Source organism: Chloroflexia bacterium SDU3-3 (assembly GCA_009268125.1).
GTDB lineage: Bacteria > Chloroflexota > Chloroflexia > Chloroflexales > Roseiflexaceae > SDU3-3.
Genome location: WBOU01000017.1, coordinates 13369 through 29313 on the forward strand (window position 1 = coordinate 13369; position 15945 = coordinate 29313).

General features: G+C 60.9%; 21 protein-coding genes. 7 read left to right on the top strand and 14 right to left on the bottom strand.

What is annotated here, in order from left to right; translation table 11 throughout:
- Positions 1 to 44 precede the first annotated feature (44 nt).
- The 12 genes from F8S13_22135 to F8S13_22190 all read right to left on the bottom strand — a co-directional run bounded on the left by F8S13_22135 (position 45) and on the right by F8S13_22190 (position 6498).
- The gene (locus F8S13_22135; GenBank protein ID KAB8140711.1) at positions 45 to 305 is read right to left on the bottom strand and encodes a hypothetical protein; all 261 of its coding nucleotides are present in this window, start codon (positions 303 to 305) and stop codon (positions 45 to 47) included.
- 490 nt (positions 306 to 795) lie between these two features.
- Positions 796 to 1122 (bottom strand): hypothetical protein, encoded by a 327-nt coding sequence (locus tag F8S13_22140; protein KAB8140712.1) that lies wholly within the window; start codon positions 1120 to 1122, stop codon positions 796 to 798.
- Complete coding sequence (locus tag F8S13_22145) at positions 1122 to 1859, bottom strand: hypothetical protein (protein ID KAB8140713.1); 738 nt, start codon at positions 1857 to 1859, stop codon at positions 1122 to 1124. The genes F8S13_22140 and F8S13_22145 overlap by 1 nt, the downstream gene beginning before the upstream one ends.
- Complete coding sequence (locus tag F8S13_22150) at positions 1819 to 3660, bottom strand: hypothetical protein (protein ID KAB8140714.1); 1842 nt, start codon at positions 3658 to 3660, stop codon at positions 1819 to 1821. Before F8S13_22150 ends, F8S13_22145 begins: the two co-directional genes overlap by 41 nt.
- A 13-nt stretch (positions 3661 to 3673) precedes the next feature.
- Entirely contained in the window at positions 3674 to 4132 is a 459-nt protein-coding gene (locus F8S13_22155) for a hypothetical protein (GenBank protein KAB8140715.1), read from the bottom strand.
- A complete protein-coding gene (locus F8S13_22160; GenBank protein ID KAB8140716.1) occupies positions 4129 to 4434 on the bottom strand; it encodes a hypothetical protein in 306 nt (101 codons plus the stop codon). The genes F8S13_22155 and F8S13_22160 overlap by 4 nt, the downstream gene beginning before the upstream one ends.
- The gene (locus tag F8S13_22165; protein KAB8140717.1) at positions 4431 to 4763 is read right to left on the bottom strand and encodes a hypothetical protein; all 333 of its coding nucleotides are present in this window, start codon (positions 4761 to 4763) and stop codon (positions 4431 to 4433) included. Before F8S13_22165 ends, F8S13_22160 begins: the two co-directional genes overlap by 4 nt.
- Positions 4760 to 5353 carry a hypothetical protein gene (locus F8S13_22170; GenBank protein KAB8140718.1) on the bottom strand — a complete coding sequence of 198 codons (594 nt, stop codon included), beginning with the start codon at positions 5351 to 5353 and terminating at the stop codon, positions 4760 to 4762. Before F8S13_22170 ends, F8S13_22165 begins: the two co-directional genes overlap by 4 nt.
- The gene (locus tag F8S13_22175) at positions 5353 to 5634 is read right to left on the bottom strand and encodes a hypothetical protein (GenBank protein ID KAB8140719.1); all 282 of its coding nucleotides are present in this window, start codon (positions 5632 to 5634) and stop codon (positions 5353 to 5355) included. The genes F8S13_22170 and F8S13_22175 overlap by 1 nt, the downstream gene beginning before the upstream one ends.
- Positions 5621 to 5929 carry a hypothetical protein gene (locus tag F8S13_22180; protein KAB8140720.1) on the bottom strand — a complete coding sequence of 103 codons (309 nt, stop codon included), beginning with the start codon at positions 5927 to 5929 and terminating at the stop codon, positions 5621 to 5623. The genes F8S13_22175 and F8S13_22180 overlap by 14 nt, the downstream gene beginning before the upstream one ends.
- 135 nt (positions 5930 to 6064) lie before the next feature.
- Positions 6065 to 6280 carry a hypothetical protein gene (locus tag F8S13_22185; GenBank protein KAB8140721.1) on the bottom strand — a complete coding sequence of 72 codons (216 nt, stop codon included), beginning with the start codon at positions 6278 to 6280 and terminating at the stop codon, positions 6065 to 6067.
- A 32-nt stretch (positions 6281 to 6312) separates the two neighbouring features.
- Entirely contained in the window at positions 6313 to 6498 is a 186-nt protein-coding gene (locus F8S13_22190) for a hypothetical protein (protein ID KAB8140722.1), read from the bottom strand.
- A 122-nt stretch (positions 6499 to 6620) separates the two neighbouring features.
- On the opposite strand from F8S13_22190, the gene F8S13_22195 reads away from it, so the two are divergent.
- From F8S13_22195 to F8S13_22220, 6 genes are all read left to right on the top strand, one after another.
- On the top strand, positions 6621 to 7001 hold the full coding sequence (locus F8S13_22195; protein KAB8140723.1) for a helix-turn-helix transcriptional regulator: 381 nt from the start codon (positions 6621 to 6623) through the stop codon (positions 6999 to 7001).
- 18 nt (positions 7002 to 7019) lie between these two features.
- Entirely contained in the window at positions 7020 to 7220 is a 201-nt protein-coding gene (locus F8S13_22200) for a helix-turn-helix transcriptional regulator (protein KAB8140807.1), read from the top strand.
- The gene (locus F8S13_22205; protein KAB8140724.1) at positions 7150 to 7575 is read left to right on the top strand and encodes a helix-turn-helix transcriptional regulator; all 426 of its coding nucleotides are present in this window, start codon (positions 7150 to 7152) and stop codon (positions 7573 to 7575) included. The genes F8S13_22200 and F8S13_22205 overlap by 71 nt, the downstream gene beginning before the upstream one ends.
- Before the next feature lie 193 nt (positions 7576 to 7768).
- Positions 7769 to 8965, top strand: a complete 1197-nt coding sequence (locus tag F8S13_22210; protein ID KAB8140725.1) for a hypothetical protein — start codon at positions 7769 to 7771, stop codon at positions 8963 to 8965.
- Complete coding sequence (locus F8S13_22215) at positions 8962 to 9462, top strand: hypothetical protein (protein ID KAB8140726.1); 501 nt, start codon at positions 8962 to 8964, stop codon at positions 9460 to 9462. The genes F8S13_22210 and F8S13_22215 overlap by 4 nt, the downstream gene beginning before the upstream one ends.
- Positions 9444 to 11411: a DUF3732 domain-containing protein gene (locus tag F8S13_22220; GenBank protein KAB8140727.1), complete on the top strand. Its 1968-nt coding sequence runs from the start codon at positions 9444 to 9446 to the stop codon at positions 11409 to 11411. The genes F8S13_22215 and F8S13_22220 overlap by 19 nt, the downstream gene beginning before the upstream one ends.
- Here F8S13_22220 and F8S13_22225 read toward each other — a convergent pair.
- A complete protein-coding gene (locus F8S13_22225; GenBank protein ID KAB8140808.1) occupies positions 11386 to 11577 on the bottom strand; it encodes a KTSC domain-containing protein in 192 nt (63 codons plus the stop codon). The genes F8S13_22220 and F8S13_22225 overlap by 26 nt on opposite strands.
- 619 nt (positions 11578 to 12196) lie before the next feature.
- Between F8S13_22225 and F8S13_22230 the strand changes: the two genes are divergently transcribed.
- Entirely contained in the window at positions 12197 to 12376 is a 180-nt protein-coding gene (locus F8S13_22230; GenBank protein KAB8140728.1) for a YjzC family protein, read from the top strand.
- Between the two features lie 434 nt (positions 12377 to 12810).
- Here F8S13_22230 and F8S13_22235 read toward each other — a convergent pair whose 3' ends face one another.
- Positions 12811 to 15927, bottom strand: coding sequence for a type I restriction endonuclease subunit R (locus F8S13_22235; GenBank protein ID KAB8140729.1), 3117 nt, complete (start codon positions 15925 to 15927; stop codon positions 12811 to 12813).
- Positions 15928 to 15945: the final 18 nt, after the last annotated feature.

Sequence of the window (15945 nt, forward strand, 5' to 3'; positions counted from 1 at the left end):
CGGCACGCCGGGGGGAGGGGGGAACGCGTTCCCCCCCTGCTACCCTAGTCCTGCTCAGCATGCTCATCCCACCGCGGCGCGCCGCCCGCCGCCGCAGCGGCGCGGCAGTCGGCGGCCAGCGCGGTCGCCAGCGCGCCCAGCCGGGCGAGATCCGCGATACTCAGCTGCGCCACCAGATACTCCTGGGCCGCGCCCATACAGATCGCCACCGTGCCCGCCGAGCAGGCGATCAGGTCCATCGCCTCGCCGCTGCCCAGGTGGAAGCGGCGCGTGATCGGCCAGCGTATCTCACTTCCCTCTGCCATCGCTCGTCTCCTCGCTCTGCCCGCCCGCGCCCTGCGCTGGCGGATGTCTGCGCGCAGTCACACGCCGCATGCCCGATACCCCTCGGCCCCAGCACGCTTGCGGGGCCATGTGAACCCTGTTGACCCGAGCGCCCGTGTGACCCTGCGAACCCCGTCCCACTGGGCGCGCCTCCGCCGCTCGGGAGGGAGACCATGGGAAGCCTTTCCTACGGTCCTTGCCTCTGCCGCCCGCCCACGTGATCGATCTGCCACCTGTGCGCCCTTCCATGGGAAGCCCTTCCTCCACCGCCCTCCCGCGTGATCCACGCCCGACTATGGGAAGCCCTTCCCACACTCCACCACCACCACCTGCACGGGAGGCCGAAGGAACCCGCCCCTCACCCGTGCGACCATGGGAAACCCTTCCCATAGTCCGCACCGCCATCCCCGTGCGGGAGGCCGGAGGAACCCGCCCCCGCCAGGGCTCCCCATGGGGAGCCCATCCAACCGCTCACCCCGCATCCGCCTCCAGCGCCGCGAGCTGCCGCGCCCGCCCCGCCAGCTCGTCCGCCGCCAGCGCGAGGGCGTCTGCCGCCGTCGCCAGCGCCGCCGCGCCCGTCGCCCCGTCCAGCGCCGCCTGCGCCGCCGTGACCGCCTGCTCGGCCTCAGCCACCGCCGCCTGCGCCGCTACCCAGGCCCGCAGCGCCGCCGTCGCCGCCACCACCGCCGCGTCCTCCGAGGCCAAGAGCAGCGCCCGCAGCGCGGGCCACGCCGCCCGCTCCAGCTGCCCCGTGCGCTCGGCCTGGAGCAGCGCCCGCCCCACCGTGGTTCTGTCCATCACCAGCCTCCCCCCTCCAGCGTCGTGTAGTCCGCCAGCGGCATCCACACCACCCGCGTCTTCGCCCGGGCCAGCCGCGACCGCAGCCGCGCGGGCAGATCCTCCGGGGCCAGGTTCGCCGTGATGATCAGCGGGCGGCCCAGCCGCTCGTTGAACAGCCGGAAGATCTTCTCCTCCATCCAGCCGCTCAGCTGCGCCGCCCCCAGGTCGTCCACCACCAGCACCTCGGTCGCCAGCACCGTGCGCAGCAGGTCCTCCCCCGACGCCGCCCGCACCGCGTCCATCAGGCCCGGCACGCTGCGGTACAGCACCGTCCGCCCCGCCTCCAGCGCCACGTGCGCCAGCGCCGCCGCCAGATGGCTCTTGCCCGCCCCGCAGGTGCCGTGCAGGTACACCCAGCCCCGCCAGTCCGCCGCGTAGGCCGCGCAGACTGCGTGGGCCTGACGCAGCAGGTGCCGCTGCGCCGCCACATCGACCGTCTCGCCCCGCCAGGTCACCGGGGCCAGCGGGCGCTCCAGGTCGAAGGTCGCAAACGTGCAGTCGGCCTTCTCCGCCAGCTCGTCGCCGAGCTGCCGCTTGGCCCGCGCGTGCCGCGCCGCCCGCACCCCCGCGTCGGCCTGCCCGCAGTCGCAGCGCTGGAGCTGCCCGAAGCGCGGGTCTCCCACCGGGACGCGCAGCACGTACCAGCCGGTGTCCTCACACGCCCCGCACCGCCAGCTCGGCGCGGATGCGCTCAAGGGTGCGCCGCTCGCGCTCCCCGAGCGGCCAGGTGCTGGGGTCGCCCGTCCGCCCACCGCTGGCGGCAGGTCCGCCTCCGTGATCCCTCCCAGCCTCACGCGCTCGTTCTGCTGCCTCACGTCGCTCCTCCTTGCTGAACAGATGCAGAATCTTGGTCGTGCTGTGCGGGTTGTAGCGCTGGTCGCGCCACTCGCGCACCACCCGCGTCCAGAGGCCGAGGTGGCGATCCGCCACCCCCGCCGTGATCTCGTCCTCCTGCGCCGCGCTCAGGCGCGCCTGCGGGAAGACCGCGTAGAACTGCGCCACCGCCGCGCTCCGCTGCCGCTCCGGCGGGGCCGCGCCCGCCTCGTCGCGCGGGGCGGCCTGGGCGGCTACCGCTGGGCGTGTGCTGAGCGCGCCCTGGGCTGGCGTGCTCAGGCCGCTGGGTGGCTGTTCTGCCGAGGCGGCCTGGGCGGCTGCCGCTGGCCGTGCCTGCGTGCTGATCGCACCCTGGGCGATGAGGCCGCTGGGCAGATGATCCGCCGGGGCGGCCTGGGCAACTGCCGCTGGCGATGCCCTATGCGCGCTGGGCGGGGCGGCGTGGGCGTCCTGTGGCCCCGTCGCCTCGACCGCTGGCTGTATCCGCTCGTTGGGCGCAGCCTGGGCGGCATGGGGGCCAGCCGGGCGCGCGTCGTTGTTCTGCCCAGCCGCGCCCCACGGCGGGCGGGATGCCCAGGGCCGCGCCGCAGCCGGGCGGGGTGTGGGGTTGCCCGCGCGGGGCAGATCGGCGGTCACGGGCATCTCTTCGTTATGTCCACCTGACATGAGCGGCGGGCGGGATGCCCAGGGCCGCGCCGCATCAGGACGGCCTACGGGTGCAGATATATCGGCATCGTCAGGGCGGGGAGCGGGTTCTTGTGCTTGACCAAGCGGCGTTTGAACGGTGATGCGTTCTTCTTCGTGCATGTTTTCCGCCCAAGATGCACGAAATGAGCGTGGGAAGCGATTTTTCGTGCCAAAACGCGGCGCGGGGCGAAGGGGAGCGGATGGATCGGCGGCTGGGGGGTGGTGATCATCATGCCCATCCCCACACGGGTGGGGGGCGGGGGGTGGTGTTCGCGCATGCGCGGCATGATCATGTCCCCCTCCCTCCGTATGATCTGGTTCTCTGACGGTTCTCTGACGGTTGTCCTGCGCAAAAAACACCGTTTCAGCGCATGGGGGTGCCGCAGATGCGGCCTCGCCCGCATCCCCAGATGTCCCCCTTTCCGTCCCCACATGTCCCCCTTTTGGCGCTCGGATGTCCGGGTTTCTCCCATCCGCCCCGCCCGAAACCCTGACCTCCACGCCAGGGTTTTGCCCGTGCCTCGGTGCGGAAACCCGGACACTGGGGACAGGGTTTCGCGGGCCGTGCGCAGCCAAAACCCTGTCCTCCAGGTCAGGGTTTTCCAGCAGCGCCGAGGGCGCGCCCGGCCCCTGCGTCAGGTCGGCTCCCCCCTCGGCCAGCCGTCGCCGCAGCTGGTGCTGCGCGGCGTGGTCCAGGCCCGCCAGCACGGCGTAGAGCGTGGGCCGCGCCCGCCCGCCGCCCACCGCCCGCGCGATCAGCCCCTGCCCCTCCAGCGCCCGCAGCAGGCGGCGGCAGTGCCGCTCCTCCTCCCCGATCCGCTGGGCCAGCGCCGCCAGCCCTGGCCAGCACACCCCGGCCCCGTTGGCGTAGTCGGCCAGCGCCAGCAGCAGCAGCTTCTGGCTGCCCCGCACTGTCGGGGCAGCCCACACCCGCATCATGACTGCCAGACTCATCGCTCGTTCCTTTCTCCGCATGGGTGCGGGAGCTTTAACCCTCGGTCCACCAAATCACCAAAGCCCCGCTCGTCGCGCTCGTGGCGGGCGGCGGCTCCTCCGCCGCATCCGCCGCCGTCGGCGTCTCCTCCAGCGGCGCGGCCACCTCCGGCAGGGGAGCCTGTGTGGGCGCGGCCACCTCTGGCAGGGGAGCCTGGGCGGGCGCGGCGTCCCCGCGCCAGTCGAGCCAGTCGGCGTGCATCCGCCCGCTCACCCCGGCCCGCCCGCGTATCCGCACGTCCACCACGATGCCCCGCTCCTGCATCGCCGCCCACCAGCGCCGCGCCGTCATCACGCTCACCCCGCAGGCCTCGGCCACCGTGTGCAGGTTCAGCGCGAGCTGCCCATCCCGCCCTACGCGGTCGTAGCAGTAGCCCAGGAGCGCCAGACCCGCACCCAGCTCCCGCGCCCTGACGATGGCCCCGGCGGGGATCGGCGGCGGTCGTCTGCTCATCGCGCCCTCCCCGTGTCGAGGCGGGCGCGCACGGCCTGTACCTCATCCGCCGTCAGCCCGACCAGCACCGCGCACACCTCTGGCTCCGGCCCCGCCGCCAGCAGCCCCCGCCGCGTAAGATCGCGCCGCAGCCACCAGGCGTACCAGCGCGGCACCCCGACCTGCGCCGCCAGCATCGCCAGCGGCAGCACTGTCACCCCCTGCGCGTCCGCCGCGCCCGCGAGCGCCAGGAGCGCCCGCAGCCGTGCCCCCGTAACCGGCGCGTGCCGCAGCACCCGCGCCACATGGGCCTGTCGGATCATGGCCGCCCTCCCGCGCCCGCCGGGGTCGCCGCCGCCAGCCGCGCGCGCACATCCTGCGCCGCCTCCACCGTCAGCCCGACCAGCACCGCGTAGCGCGTCGCCGCGCCCGCCGCCCCCGCCTGCTGCGCGATCAGCCCCATGGCCCGCAGCTCGCGCAGCAGCCGCCGACAGCGCCGCTCATCCTCGCCCACCCACGCGGCCAGCTGCCGCATGCTCACCGCACACACCCCGTCCGGCCCGCTCGCCATCGCTAGCGCTAAGAGCACCAGCTTCTTGCTCCCGCGCGTCGGCGCGTGCCGCCAGACTCGCGCCACCATCGTCTCGCTCATCCTGGCCTCCTTCCCGCCCACGCGGGCGTCTCCATCGCCACCGTCTCCGGCTCCACCCACCACGGCGGCAGCAGCCGCGCGGTGAGAGTGCCGCGCCGACTGGGCAGCGCCGCCCGCAGCACGCGCGCGTCCTGGAGCTGGAGCCACCACTGCCGCACCGACCACACCCCCACCCCCGCCGCCTCGGCCACCGCCCCCAGCTCGATCCGGCCCCAGCCGTCCGGCCCCGCCACCTCCGTGAACGCCGCCAGCAGCACCGCCGCCCGCCCGAACCGCGCCGCGCGGGCCAGCGCCAGGGGCGGCGGCGCGGGGCAGGCCTCGGGCCGCTCGCCCCGCCACGCGGGCGCGATCTGCCCGCGCACCCCCTGGGAGCCGCACCGCCGGACCTGCCCGATGATGCCCAGGGCCTGGAGCCGCTGCCAGCCCATCGAGACCGTGTGCGGGTTGACGCCCAGCACGGCGGCCACCCGGCCCTCGTGCACCCGCACCTCGCCCGCCGCGTCCGCCGCCTCGTAGCACCAGGCCAGGAGTGCCACGTTCGCCCGCTGCCGCGCCGCTGGCAGCAGCCGCCCCAGCGGGATCGTGCCCATCAGCGCCGCCTCCGCCCGCGCGGCGGGGCGGGCGGGCGGCAGTCGGCCAGCGACACGCCGTAGACCGCCGGGGCCAGCTGGGCCAGCGCGCTGGGCGAGGCCTGCCCCCGCGCGACCTCGCGGGCGAGCAGCCGCCGCACCCGCGCCAGCTGGGCCGTGCGCAACGCGGGCGGCTGGGCCAGGAAGTCCCGCCGCAGCAGCGCCACCGCCAAGCGCGGCGCGGCCTCCACCACCCACTGCGCGCTCACCGGGCTGTGCTCATCCAGGTCACTGTGCCTCATGGCTTTCCTCCTCTCCCGTGCGCCCGCCCAGCTCCTGGGCGAGGGCGCGCGACCACACCCGCGCCTGCGCGTCGGTGGCCAGATCCTCGGCCAGCCCGCACAGGATGGCGCTCCAGGATGCCAACTCAGCCACGCTCAGCTGGCAGACAAACTGGGTGCCCAGCGGCCCCGCGCTGATCGCGATGGGTCCCAGTTCGCTGGCCCGTGCCTCGACAATCTGCCCGCAGGCAAGCCGCAGCCGACGGGTGATCGGCCAGGCCAGGGCGGACATCTGCGTCTCTCGCTCGATGTGCATCTCGGCTCCTCGCTCGCGCAGGCCCGCAGGCGTGCGCGCTCGGCCCCCGCCCACAGCGGGCGGGGGCGCAGATGGCATAGGGGCGGCGTGGGGAAGAGGCAGGGGAGGGAGGCCGCCGACACGACGCGGCGGGCCCTAGGCGGCCCGCCGCAACTGGTCAAAGGCGATCTCATCGCGGGCGGTCTCGGCCTCCAGGAGGCGGTCGAAGCTGCCGACATAGCAGCCCTGGAACTCCAGGGCGTAGCCCGCATCTCGGCAGTAGGTGATGCGGTAGTCCTCGCCCGTCGCGACGAGGTGGATGCGCGGGGCGCGCGGCTGGCGGCGGGCGGGACGGGTGCGGGTGGTGGGCATGGGTGGACTCCTCTCTAGCTAAGTAACCTTTTCTAAGCTCTTGAATCCGGTACATCTGTACTTTTTTTAGTACATTCGGGCATTAAAAAAGCACGTATGGCAACAGTAACCAGTGCCGAACGGCTTGTTTTAAATCCCGTCGTGGCACGAACTTCTTGGACTCTCTTGTCAAGCTCCTTTAGTAGATCCTTGTCAATATACGTAATCAGTTGTGGCATCATGTACCTCCCATAAAACGATTGTACTTAATTCAGTACAAAGAGTATAAACGAACACAATATACTTGTCAAGAGTTTGATGATATACTATCAACGAGTTTGATGGACTTCTGGAGGTACAAGTGTCCGAACTGGCAAATCGCTTGCGCAAGATACAAGAACAGGGTATGAGCCTCCGTGACCTTGAAGAAAAGTCGCGTATCGATGGCACTATTATGGCAAGTAAAAGTGCTATTCGTGAGGTGATCAATGACCCATCTCGCAAACCACGTATCACTACGCTGCTCGGCATTGCCAAGGCGCTTGACCTCCCGCTTTGGCAAGTCATTGCCATGGCAGGATATGATCTTGGCCTTCCTGAAGAAAGTCAAACATGGACTGAGCTTCAGGCGCTCGCACAACGAGATAACGATGCACGCCTTCTTCTTGATCTTCTCTTAAAGGCATCCGAAGAAGACCGAAAAGCTGTTTTGAACTATCTTCGGGTTCGGTCTCCAGCATAGTCATTAGACCCCAATAATATAGTAGCTGCTGGCATCTATATCCGGACACTGAGTGAAGCTCAGAAGTTGAGTCGAGCTGAAGTTGCGCACCGATCGGGAACACACGAATCCCAGATTGTTCGCATTGAAGCTGGGGAACAAGACTCCCATGACCGAATCAGACACACTACGCCTATATCTCATCACTCTGCGATCACGGCAAAACATCAGTCAAGATAAAGTGGCTGATACTATAGGTATGGCTCGCCGTACCTATAAAGCCTGGGAGCTTGGAGAAACCAAGGACATCAAAGTTCCGTGGGCAGTACGTGCGATTAAGTTTCTTGGGGGTTCGCTCGAACATCTTGGAATACTTGATACTGTTTCTGAGGAAGAGGGAGAGAAACTTGCCCTTGATTGGCTTGCACTCCCTCCCGATCAACGAAATCCCCTGCCTGAGCAAAACCACCATGATTCGGCAAAACTCACCCATGTGATTGAGCGGCTTCGAGCGGATGCTCAACATGACCCTTCAGTCCTTGATATGGTCATCGCCTATCTTGATGGCCGACGAAGTTCACGACCTACACCCTGACAATGAATACACGACACATTTCAAGGGGGTAAAATGACACTGATAGAGCAGAGGGAAGTCTAAGACATCGATCAACTCCTTAAGGATTATGGAATGATTCATAGCATGCGGCTAAATTCGCAAGAAGTTTGCTATATTTAGGTACCCAGTTAATACCAGAGATTTAACAATTTAATCTATAACAAGAGTAACTATGACTACACCATTCTCAGCAGGCCCACAAGCCGTAGGATATCTACATCAAGTGAGGTATGCACTATATTTACTACTTATAGAAAGTGAAGAAGCGGGAATAATTATAGAAGGTTTGGATGATATCGAAATCCAGACATCTCCTGGCCATATTAATCTAGCACAGCTTAAACACCATATAAAGAATAATGCAAACCTTACAGACACAAGTACTGATTTATGGAAGACTCTCAGAATATGGTCAGAACAACTATCAACACACCAGTGGAATCCTGCATTCACCAAACTAAACCTTATAACCACAGCTAAAGCACCAGAGAACTCCGCATCTTGGAATTTAAAATCACATGACAAACGAAATATAGACAAAGCACATGAATTATTAACCAGGGCCATTAATAATTCAAATTCAAAAGATCCAACATTACGCGACTGCTTCAACGCTTTTAACAAACTGAAAAAAGCAGATCAATTAAATATGCTCAAATCAATAACAATATTAGACGATTCATCTAATATTTTAGATTTAGAGAAAAACATTAAGCAAAGAATACGCTTTGCTGCACCCCCATCAGACTTAAAATGTGATCGACTATATAATGAATTAGAAGGTTGGTGGTTCTCGCAGGCAGTTCACCATCTAACATCAGGCTCAAAAAACCCTATAACATTAACATCTTTAAGAAATAAACTCTGGTCAATTACAGATCAATTTACATCGGATAATTTACCAATTGAATTTGCAGAAAGATCCCCTGAGGTTATAGACCCAGAAAAAGATGACCGTATGTTCGTAAAACAATTGCGTTACATTGATTCTAGAACCGAACGAATAAATCAAGCCATTCTTGATTATTATCGGGCTTTTGAGCAGCGCAGTAAATGGGTACATGATCAACTTCTAATCGACGATGAACTCATAACTTATGAAAGAAAGCTTATTGACGTCTGGGAAAACTATAGAATAACAATTTTAGAAAACGAACCATCTAGTGGTTTGGACTCAGAAGAACATTGCCGTGAAATCGGTCGAAATATTCTAAAGTTATTATTTCAAGAATCTAATATTCGAATTAAACCTAGTGTCGATGAACAATTCATTTTTAGAGGAAGCTACCATATATTAGCAGATAAACGAAAACCACAAGTGTTTTGGCATCCAAAATTCCTAGAGAGATTAGAGGAGTTATTAACATGACTTATACCCCTTGGGAAAGTAGACCTACGGAAATCGCCAACTTGATCAACCCAGGATTCTGTTCACTCCTATTATGCAGTGCAGTTTCTGGATATCAAATATCAACTGGTTACGGAGCACCATACGCATTAATGTATCTTATACTTCCTATTGTGCTTTATCCTCCTGCACGTAGAAATCTCCCAAAAAATACGAAAACACTTTTACCTATGTGGATACAAAATCATAGTGACCTACAATACCATATAACAAGTAGAGTACCTGTAATGTTTGAATACACCCGCGAATCTTTAACATTCGGTTTGCAACATGGTGTAATACAAATACAAGATGATGGTCTATTATATACAAATAATAAGGTAATCTCAGATAAAACTATAATAACAGAAAATCAAGAGACAAATGAGTGCTTGCTATCTTCATCTCTATTAGGACGCTGGTTTGGTAAAGTTAATAATCCTTCATTTATATTAACACTATGGGGTTTACAACCATGACAATGCAAATTAAAACTATTGCTATTTATGGTACAAATAAAGAAATACGTACCATAAAATTTAATATTGGCGCAGTAAACATAATTACAGGGCAATCTCGCACGGGCAAGTCCGCATTAATAGATATTGTCGACTATTGTCTTGGACGCTCATCTTTTAATGTATTTGAAGGAGTAAATCGTAAGACTATCGCATGGTATGCTGTTGTATTTCAGATAAATGAAGGTCAAATCCTGTTAGCAAAGCCCTCTCCGACTGGCGCTGCAAAAAGTCAAAGCAGCGTATATATGCAAGAAGGTGTCAATATTGTACTTCCTAATATAAATGAACTTAAAGCAAACACTAATGATGAAGCCGTAAAATCGCATATATCGCGAATTCTTGGCATTTCCGAAAATAAAACAGAACCGAACGAAAATCGAACAACTTCAGCATTTGAAGCAACTCTTGACCATGCTAAGTATTACCTTTTCCAAGAACAAGGACTAATTACGAACCGAAAGCTTTTATTCTATCGACAGAATGAAGTAATGATAAGCCAGCATATCAAAGATACAATGCCTTATTTCCTTGGTGCAGTTCAGGAAGAACGCATTCTATTGGTACAACAGCTAAGAGATGCTCGCAAGAAACTCTCTCTTGCCCAACGTCGGTTTAATGAGGCTTCATCAATAATAAGTAAGCGATTCACCCAAGCTCAAACTCTATTAATGGAAGCTCAAGCAGTAGGTATTATAGATAATGTAGAAAACATAAATCAGTCCCAGGATTTATTTACTAAATTGCGTATTGCGGATTCTTGGACTCCTCAAACAATCATTGTTGAAAAAGATAACGCACTCATCGAAGCCCAAGCTAAACTTCGACAAGCAGAAAATGCGTTTTCTATTAAACAGCGTGAAATACGGGAAATCGAAAACTATATTTATCATGCACAAGGCTACCATAATGAGGCTAATCAACAAGCTTTAAGACTTCAATCTATTGGACTACTCCACGAAAATAAGGATATTGATATTACAATCTGTCCGATCTGTAGTTCACAATTAAATAACCCACCACCTTCTATTTCTGCAATGAATGATGCACTCAATCAACTTCAGAAAAATCTCAACAGTGTAAGTCGCGAAGAACCAAGACTTCAGCAACATCTTGCAAAACTTCGTAGTGAGCTAGAAGAGCGCCGTGTAGATATACAAGAGAATCGTTCCATAGTTAATACTCTTGTTAATCAATTTGATCTTTCTCGGCAAATACAAGATATAAATATTCGCGCAGCTATTGTTAAAGGCCGCATTAATCACTATTTAGAAAATATATCGATGACTGATGACGAATCGGCGCTAAGACAATCTCTAGATGATGCTACTCGACGAGTCGAAGAGCTTGAATTACAACTTAACTTAGACGAAGTGCAAGACCTAAAAGAATCTATCCTTCGCCTCATATCAACCCAGATGACTCAATGGGCAGAGGATCTTCACCTAGAGCATGCTGGAAATCCATATCGTTTTGATGATAAACATCTTACAGTAATTGCAGACACACCTGAAAGACCCATAGTAATGGAACGTATGGGCAGTGCTGAAAATTGGCTTGGGTGTCATCTGATAGCATTACTTGCGTTACATCAGCACTTTATACGTCGTAACCGCCCGGTTCCAAATTTCATTTTCCTTGATCAACCATCTCAAGTTTATTTTCCTTCCAGAGAATCATACAATGCTCTTGATGGAGAAACTAACAATCTGGAGGGATCCGGAGCAGATGTCTTTGCAGTACGAAGAATGTTTAAGTTCTTATTCGATTTAACAAAATCACTAACTCCCAGTCTTCAAATCATCATTACTGAACATGCTAATCTACCTGATGAAGAATTCCAAAGAGCACTCATAGAAGAACCTTGGCACGGAGGGAAAGCCCTTATCCCAGCATCTTGGTTAGATTGACAGCATCAAAATACGTCCCATGCGATCCCGCGCCCATCAGCCCATCGTAGACATGCTGCGGCACGTGGAAATATTGGTAGCACGCCCCGCTATGGAAGCAGATCTCCAGAGTCTGGGTCGTAGGATCGTAGCCGACCGACGCGAGATTCGACGATGACACCGTAATATCGACATCTCACCCATCTCGCCCACCACACTCTGCACCACGCTACCCCATCGCCCGCAGGCGGAAACTGAAGACTGGAGCGAGAGCGTGGCGGTCGACCTGCGGGGCCGCGCCTTTGAGCTGCTGGCCGACGCCGACGACGGCTCCTTCTAGGTGATGCTGCCCCAGGCGGGCGCGGCGGATCTGGACTACCGCCACTGGGGCAGCCTGCGCGTCAACACGCGCCCGTGATCTGCGGGATGTCTCGTAGGCTGGCACCACCGAGATCGCCGCACTGCCTGGACGCTCCCCATAAACACGCCCTTATGTCGTGCTGTCTGTAACGCACCGCTCATGGCACAGATCCTTGTCCCACAACTTCCCCATGTTCCCTCAGTCATCCCCGCCTCGATGCTTCATACGGATAATAACGCTATCTTCTTGGGTCGCTCTCCTTAAAGGTGATGGCACTACATATTCATGCGGGAGGTGGCGCAAAGCAAGCATTTGCGTTGCCGCATTGCGATTTGCGCCCAGCAGGCCGGTTGGGCTGGTGCGATGCGCGCATATGCGCCCTGGCAAATGGGTAGAGTGGAATAGACCCTTACACAGATGCTGATCGGGGAGGGAGGTGATAGACATGGCACCGCCTGGCGAGAAGCCGCAGCGGCCCGGCGAGTATGGCGAACGCGGCCCGCGCGGCGGGCAGGTTCCCAACCCACGGACGGTGACGATTGAGCCTGAGGATAACCCGCTTCCGCCGACCCAGAAGCCTGGGCGGACATGGGAGCGTGAGGGGCCGCCGGACAAGAAGAAGTAGCACATTGACGTTGGCGAAGGCGGGGTAGGCAACTACCCCGCCTTTGCTGTGCCTTGGCTTTTTTGCGTTTGCGAGCGGGTGAGGGAAATTGGGTGAAAAATGGGGCAAAAAAGGTGGGATAGACGGGGGACTTTATGGGTTATAGAAGTGAACCCGGAAATGGAACCGTTGTTTGAGCAGAAAAGGATGTCCCCCGTATGAAGTGGCTCCCACTGTTGGATGCGCTCATTGTGCTGGCGGTTATTGGGCTGGGCTGTGTGGCGATGAGGCTGCACCCCGACCAAGCGGAGAGGATTTTACTCATCACCGCGCAGGTATGTGCCGCGTACTTTTGGTTTCGGCGGGGTAGGAAGAAGTAGCGGCAAGGCCCGCCCTGGGAGCATATCCCAGGGCGGGCCTGCATGTGCGGCGCGGGCGCTGCCCGAGTCCCGGCCCTACGGCGCGCTCAGCACGTCGCTGAGCAGCTCGGCCTGCTGGAGCACGGTCTGGGTGGCGACCTCCTGCTGATCGGGGGGGTAGCCGTGCTTGCGGAGGATGCGCTTGACGAGCACGCGCATGCGGGCCTGGACGGACTCGCGGACGGTCCAGTCGATGGTGATGTTGCGGCGGATGGCCTCGACGAGGTCGCGGGCGATGGATTTGAGGATGTCGTCGCCGAGCACCTGCACGGCGCTGTCGCTGACCCCGAGGGCCTCGTAGAAGGCCAGTTCCTCGGGGGTGAGGCCGCTCTGCTCGCCGCGCCGCTCGGCGTCCTTGATATGCCTGGCCAGCTCGATGAGCTGCTCGATGACCTGGGCGGTCTCGATGGCGCGGTTCTGGTAGGCGCGCACGGAGGCTTCGAGCTTTTCGGAGAAGGCGCGCGACTGCACCAGGCTGGTGCGCTGGCGGGTTTTGATCTCGTCGTCGAGGAGCTTGCGCAGCAGCTCGACGGCGAGATTTTTGTGGGGCAGGCCGCGCACCTCGGCGAGGAAGTCCTCGGAGAGGATGGAGATGTCGGGGTTGGGCAGGCCTGCGGCCTGGAAGATGTTGATGACCTCGCCTGGGGCGATGGCCTGGGCGACGATCTGGCGGACGGCGTGGTCGAGCTGGTCGTCGCGGATGGCACGCCCGCTGGCGGTGGTCTTGGTGACGGCGGCGCGGATGGTCTGGAAGAAGGCCACATCCTCGCGGATGCGCAGGGCCTGCTCGTGGGGGGTGGCAAGGGCAAAGGCTTTGGAGAGCGCGGCGACGGCCTGGCTGAGGCGGGCGGGGCCGTCCTCTCGCTCGAAGATGTGCTCTTGGGCGGCGGGCAGCAGGCTGAGGCGCTCGCTGGGGGTGCCGCTGGACCATGCGGACCAGTCGAAGCCGTGGAAGAGGTCGCAGCAGATCTCGTACTTCTCGCGCATGGCGGCGACGGCCTCTTCTTGCAGATGGGTGGTCTGGCCCTGGCCGCCGCTGAGGGTGTAGTCGGCGAGGGCGAGCTTGAGCTGGTCGGCGAGGCCAAGGTAGTCGACGACGAGGCCGCCGGGCTTGTCGCGGAACACGCGGTTGACGCGGGCGATGGCCTGCATGAGGCTGTGGCCGTGCATGGGCTTGTCGACGTACATGGTGTGGAGCGAGGGGGCATCGAAGCCGGTGAGCCACATGTCGCGGACGATGACAAGCTGGAAGCGGTCGGCGGGGTCGCGGAAGCGCTGGGCCAGCGACTCGCGGCGGGCTTTGGTGCGGATGTGGGTCTGCCAGTCGGCGGGGTCGGCGGCGGAGCCGGTCATGATGATCTTGAGCGCGCCCTGGTCGTCGTCGTCGCTGTGCCAGTCGGGGCGCAGGGCGATGAGCTGCTGGTAGAGGTCGACGCAGATGCGGCGGCTCATGCAGACGATCATAGCTTTGCCCTGCATGACCTGCTGGCGCTGCTCGAAGTGCTCGACGAGGTCGGCGGCGATCAGGGCGAGGCGCTTCTCGGTGCCGACGATAGCCTCAAGGGCCGACCACTTGCTCTTGAGGGCCTCTTTGCGCTCGATCTCCTCGCCCTCGGTGAGCTCGTCGAAGGCGGTGTCGACCTTGGGCTTCTCTGGCTCGGGCAGCTCTAGGCGGGCGACGCGGTTCTCGTAGTAGATCGGGACGGTGGCACCGTCGGCGACGGCGCGCTGGATGTCGTAGATGTCGATGTAGTCGCCGAAGACGCTGCGGGTGTTGCGGTCGGTCAGCTCGATGGGCGTGCCGGTGAAGCCGAGGAAGGAGGCGTTGGGCAGGGCGTCGCGGACGCGCTGGGCGAAGCCGTAGGTGATCTCGCCGGTCTCGGGGTTGAGCTTGCCCTCGAAGCCGTACTGGCTGCGGTGGGCCTCGTCGGCGATCACGACGATATTGCGGCGCTGGGAGAGCGCGGCGTCGGCTGCGCCCTCGGGCGGCAGGAACTTCTGGATGGTGGTGAAGACCACGCCGCCTGCGGCGACGCCGAGGAGCTGGCGCAGGTGGGCGCGATCTGCGGCCTGGGTGGGGGTCTGGCGCAGCAGGTCGTGGCAGCGGGCGAACACGCCGAAGAGCTGGTCGTCAAGGTCGATGCGGTCGGTCAGCACGATGATGGTGGGGTTCTGCATGGCCGGGTGGATGACGAGCCGTCCGGCGTAGAAGACCATGGTGAGGCTCTTCCCTGAACCCTGGGTGTGCCAGACGACGCCCGCGCGGCGGCTGCCCTCGACGCTGGTGGCGGCGATGGTGGACTCGACGGCCTTGTTGACGGCGTGGTACTGGTGGTAGGCGGCCAGCTTCTTCTCGATGTTGCCGCCGCCGTGGTCCTCAAAGACGATGAAGGAGCGGATGAGGTCGAGTAGGCGCGATGGCTCAAGGATGCCCTTGGTGAGCACCTGGAGCTGGGGCATGCTGGCCGGGGCCAGGTCCTCGCCGTCGACGGTGCGCCAGGGCAGGAAGCGCTCGCGGTCGGCGGTGAGCGAGCCGATGCGGGCCTCGGTGCCGTCGGAGATGACGAGGGCGGCGTTGTAGGCGAAGAGCGAGGGCAGCTCGCGCTTGTAGGTCTGGAGCTGGCCGAAGGCCTGCCAGATGGTGGCCTTGGCGTCGGCGGCGTTCTTCAGCTCGATCACGATGAGCGGCAGGCCGTTGACGTAGAGGATGATGTCGGGGCGGCGGGTCTGGCGGTTCTCGTGGATGGAGAGCTGGTTGATGGCCAGCCAGCTATTTTGCAGTGGGCTATCGAAGTCGAGCAGGCGGGCGCTGTCGCTGGCGATGGTGCCATCGGGGCGGCGGTACTCGACGGGGACACCCTCGATGAGCATGCGGTGGAAGGCGCGGTTGCTCTGGAGCAGCGCGGGCGCGGCGGGCTGGGCGCAGCGGCGGTAGGCCTCATCCAGCGCCTCGGCGGGGAGCTGGGGGTTGAGGCGCTGCAAGGCGCTGCGCAGGCGCTCGGGGAGCACGACCTGCTCGTAGCTGGCGCGCTCGGCCTGCGGCTCGCCAGGGGCGATCTGGGGGCCGGAGAGCACGGTGTAGCCAACGCTCTCTAGCCAGGCGAGGGCGGCTCGTTCGACCATTGACTCGGTGAAATGTGAGCTTGGTTCCATAACGACCTCATAGCTGGC

Bases quoted from the DNA above. Each gene is read 5' to 3' on its own strand.
- F8S13_22135 (KAB8140711.1), bottom strand. From the start codon at position 305: ATGGCAGAGGGAAGTGAGATACGCTGGCCGATCACGCGCCGCTTCCAC.
- F8S13_22140 (KAB8140712.1), bottom strand. From the start codon at position 1,122: ATGGACAGAACCACGGTGGGGCGGGCGCTGCTCCAGGCCGAGCGCACG.
- F8S13_22150 (KAB8140714.1), bottom strand. From the start codon at position 3,660: ATGCGGAGAAAGGAACGAGCGATGAGTCTGGCAGTCATGATGCGGGTG.
- F8S13_22155 (KAB8140715.1), bottom strand. From the start codon at position 4,132: ATGAGCAGACGACCGCCGCCGATCCCCGCCGGGGCCATCGTCAGGGCG.
- F8S13_22160 (KAB8140716.1), bottom strand. From the start codon at position 4,434: ATGATCCGACAGGCCCATGTGGCGCGGGTGCTGCGGCACGCGCCGGTT.
- F8S13_22165 (KAB8140717.1), bottom strand. From the start codon at position 4,763: ATGAGCGAGACGATGGTGGCGCGAGTCTGGCGGCACGCGCCGACGCGC.
- F8S13_22170 (KAB8140718.1), bottom strand. From the start codon at position 5,353: ATGGGCACGATCCCGCTGGGGCGGCTGCTGCCAGCGGCGCGGCAGCGG.
- F8S13_22175 (KAB8140719.1), bottom strand. From the start codon at position 5,634: ATGAGGCACAGTGACCTGGATGAGCACAGCCCGGTGAGCGCGCAGTGG.
- F8S13_22180 (KAB8140720.1), bottom strand. From the start codon at position 5,929: ATGCACATCGAGCGAGAGACGCAGATGTCCGCCCTGGCCTGGCCGATC.
- F8S13_22185 (KAB8140721.1), bottom strand. From the start codon at position 6,280: ATGCCCACCACCCGCACCCGTCCCGCCCGCCGCCAGCCGCGCGCCCCG.
- F8S13_22190 (KAB8140722.1), bottom strand. From the start codon at position 6,498: ATGCCACAACTGATTACGTATATTGACAAGGATCTACTAAAGGAGCTT.
- F8S13_22205 (KAB8140724.1), top strand. From the start codon at position 7,150: ATGACCGAATCAGACACACTACGCCTATATCTCATCACTCTGCGATCA.
- F8S13_22210 (KAB8140725.1), top strand. From the start codon at position 7,769: ATGACTACACCATTCTCAGCAGGCCCACAAGCCGTAGGATATCTACAT.
- F8S13_22215 (KAB8140726.1), top strand. From the start codon at position 8,962: ATGACTTATACCCCTTGGGAAAGTAGACCTACGGAAATCGCCAACTTG.
- F8S13_22220 (KAB8140727.1), top strand. From the start codon at position 9,444: ATGGGGTTTACAACCATGACAATGCAAATTAAAACTATTGCTATTTAT.
- F8S13_22230 (KAB8140728.1), top strand. From the start codon at position 12,197: ATGGCACCGCCTGGCGAGAAGCCGCAGCGGCCCGGCGAGTATGGCGAA.
- F8S13_22235 (KAB8140729.1), bottom strand. From the start codon at position 15,927: ATGGAACCAAGCTCACATTTCACCGAGTCAATGGTCGAACGAGCCGCC.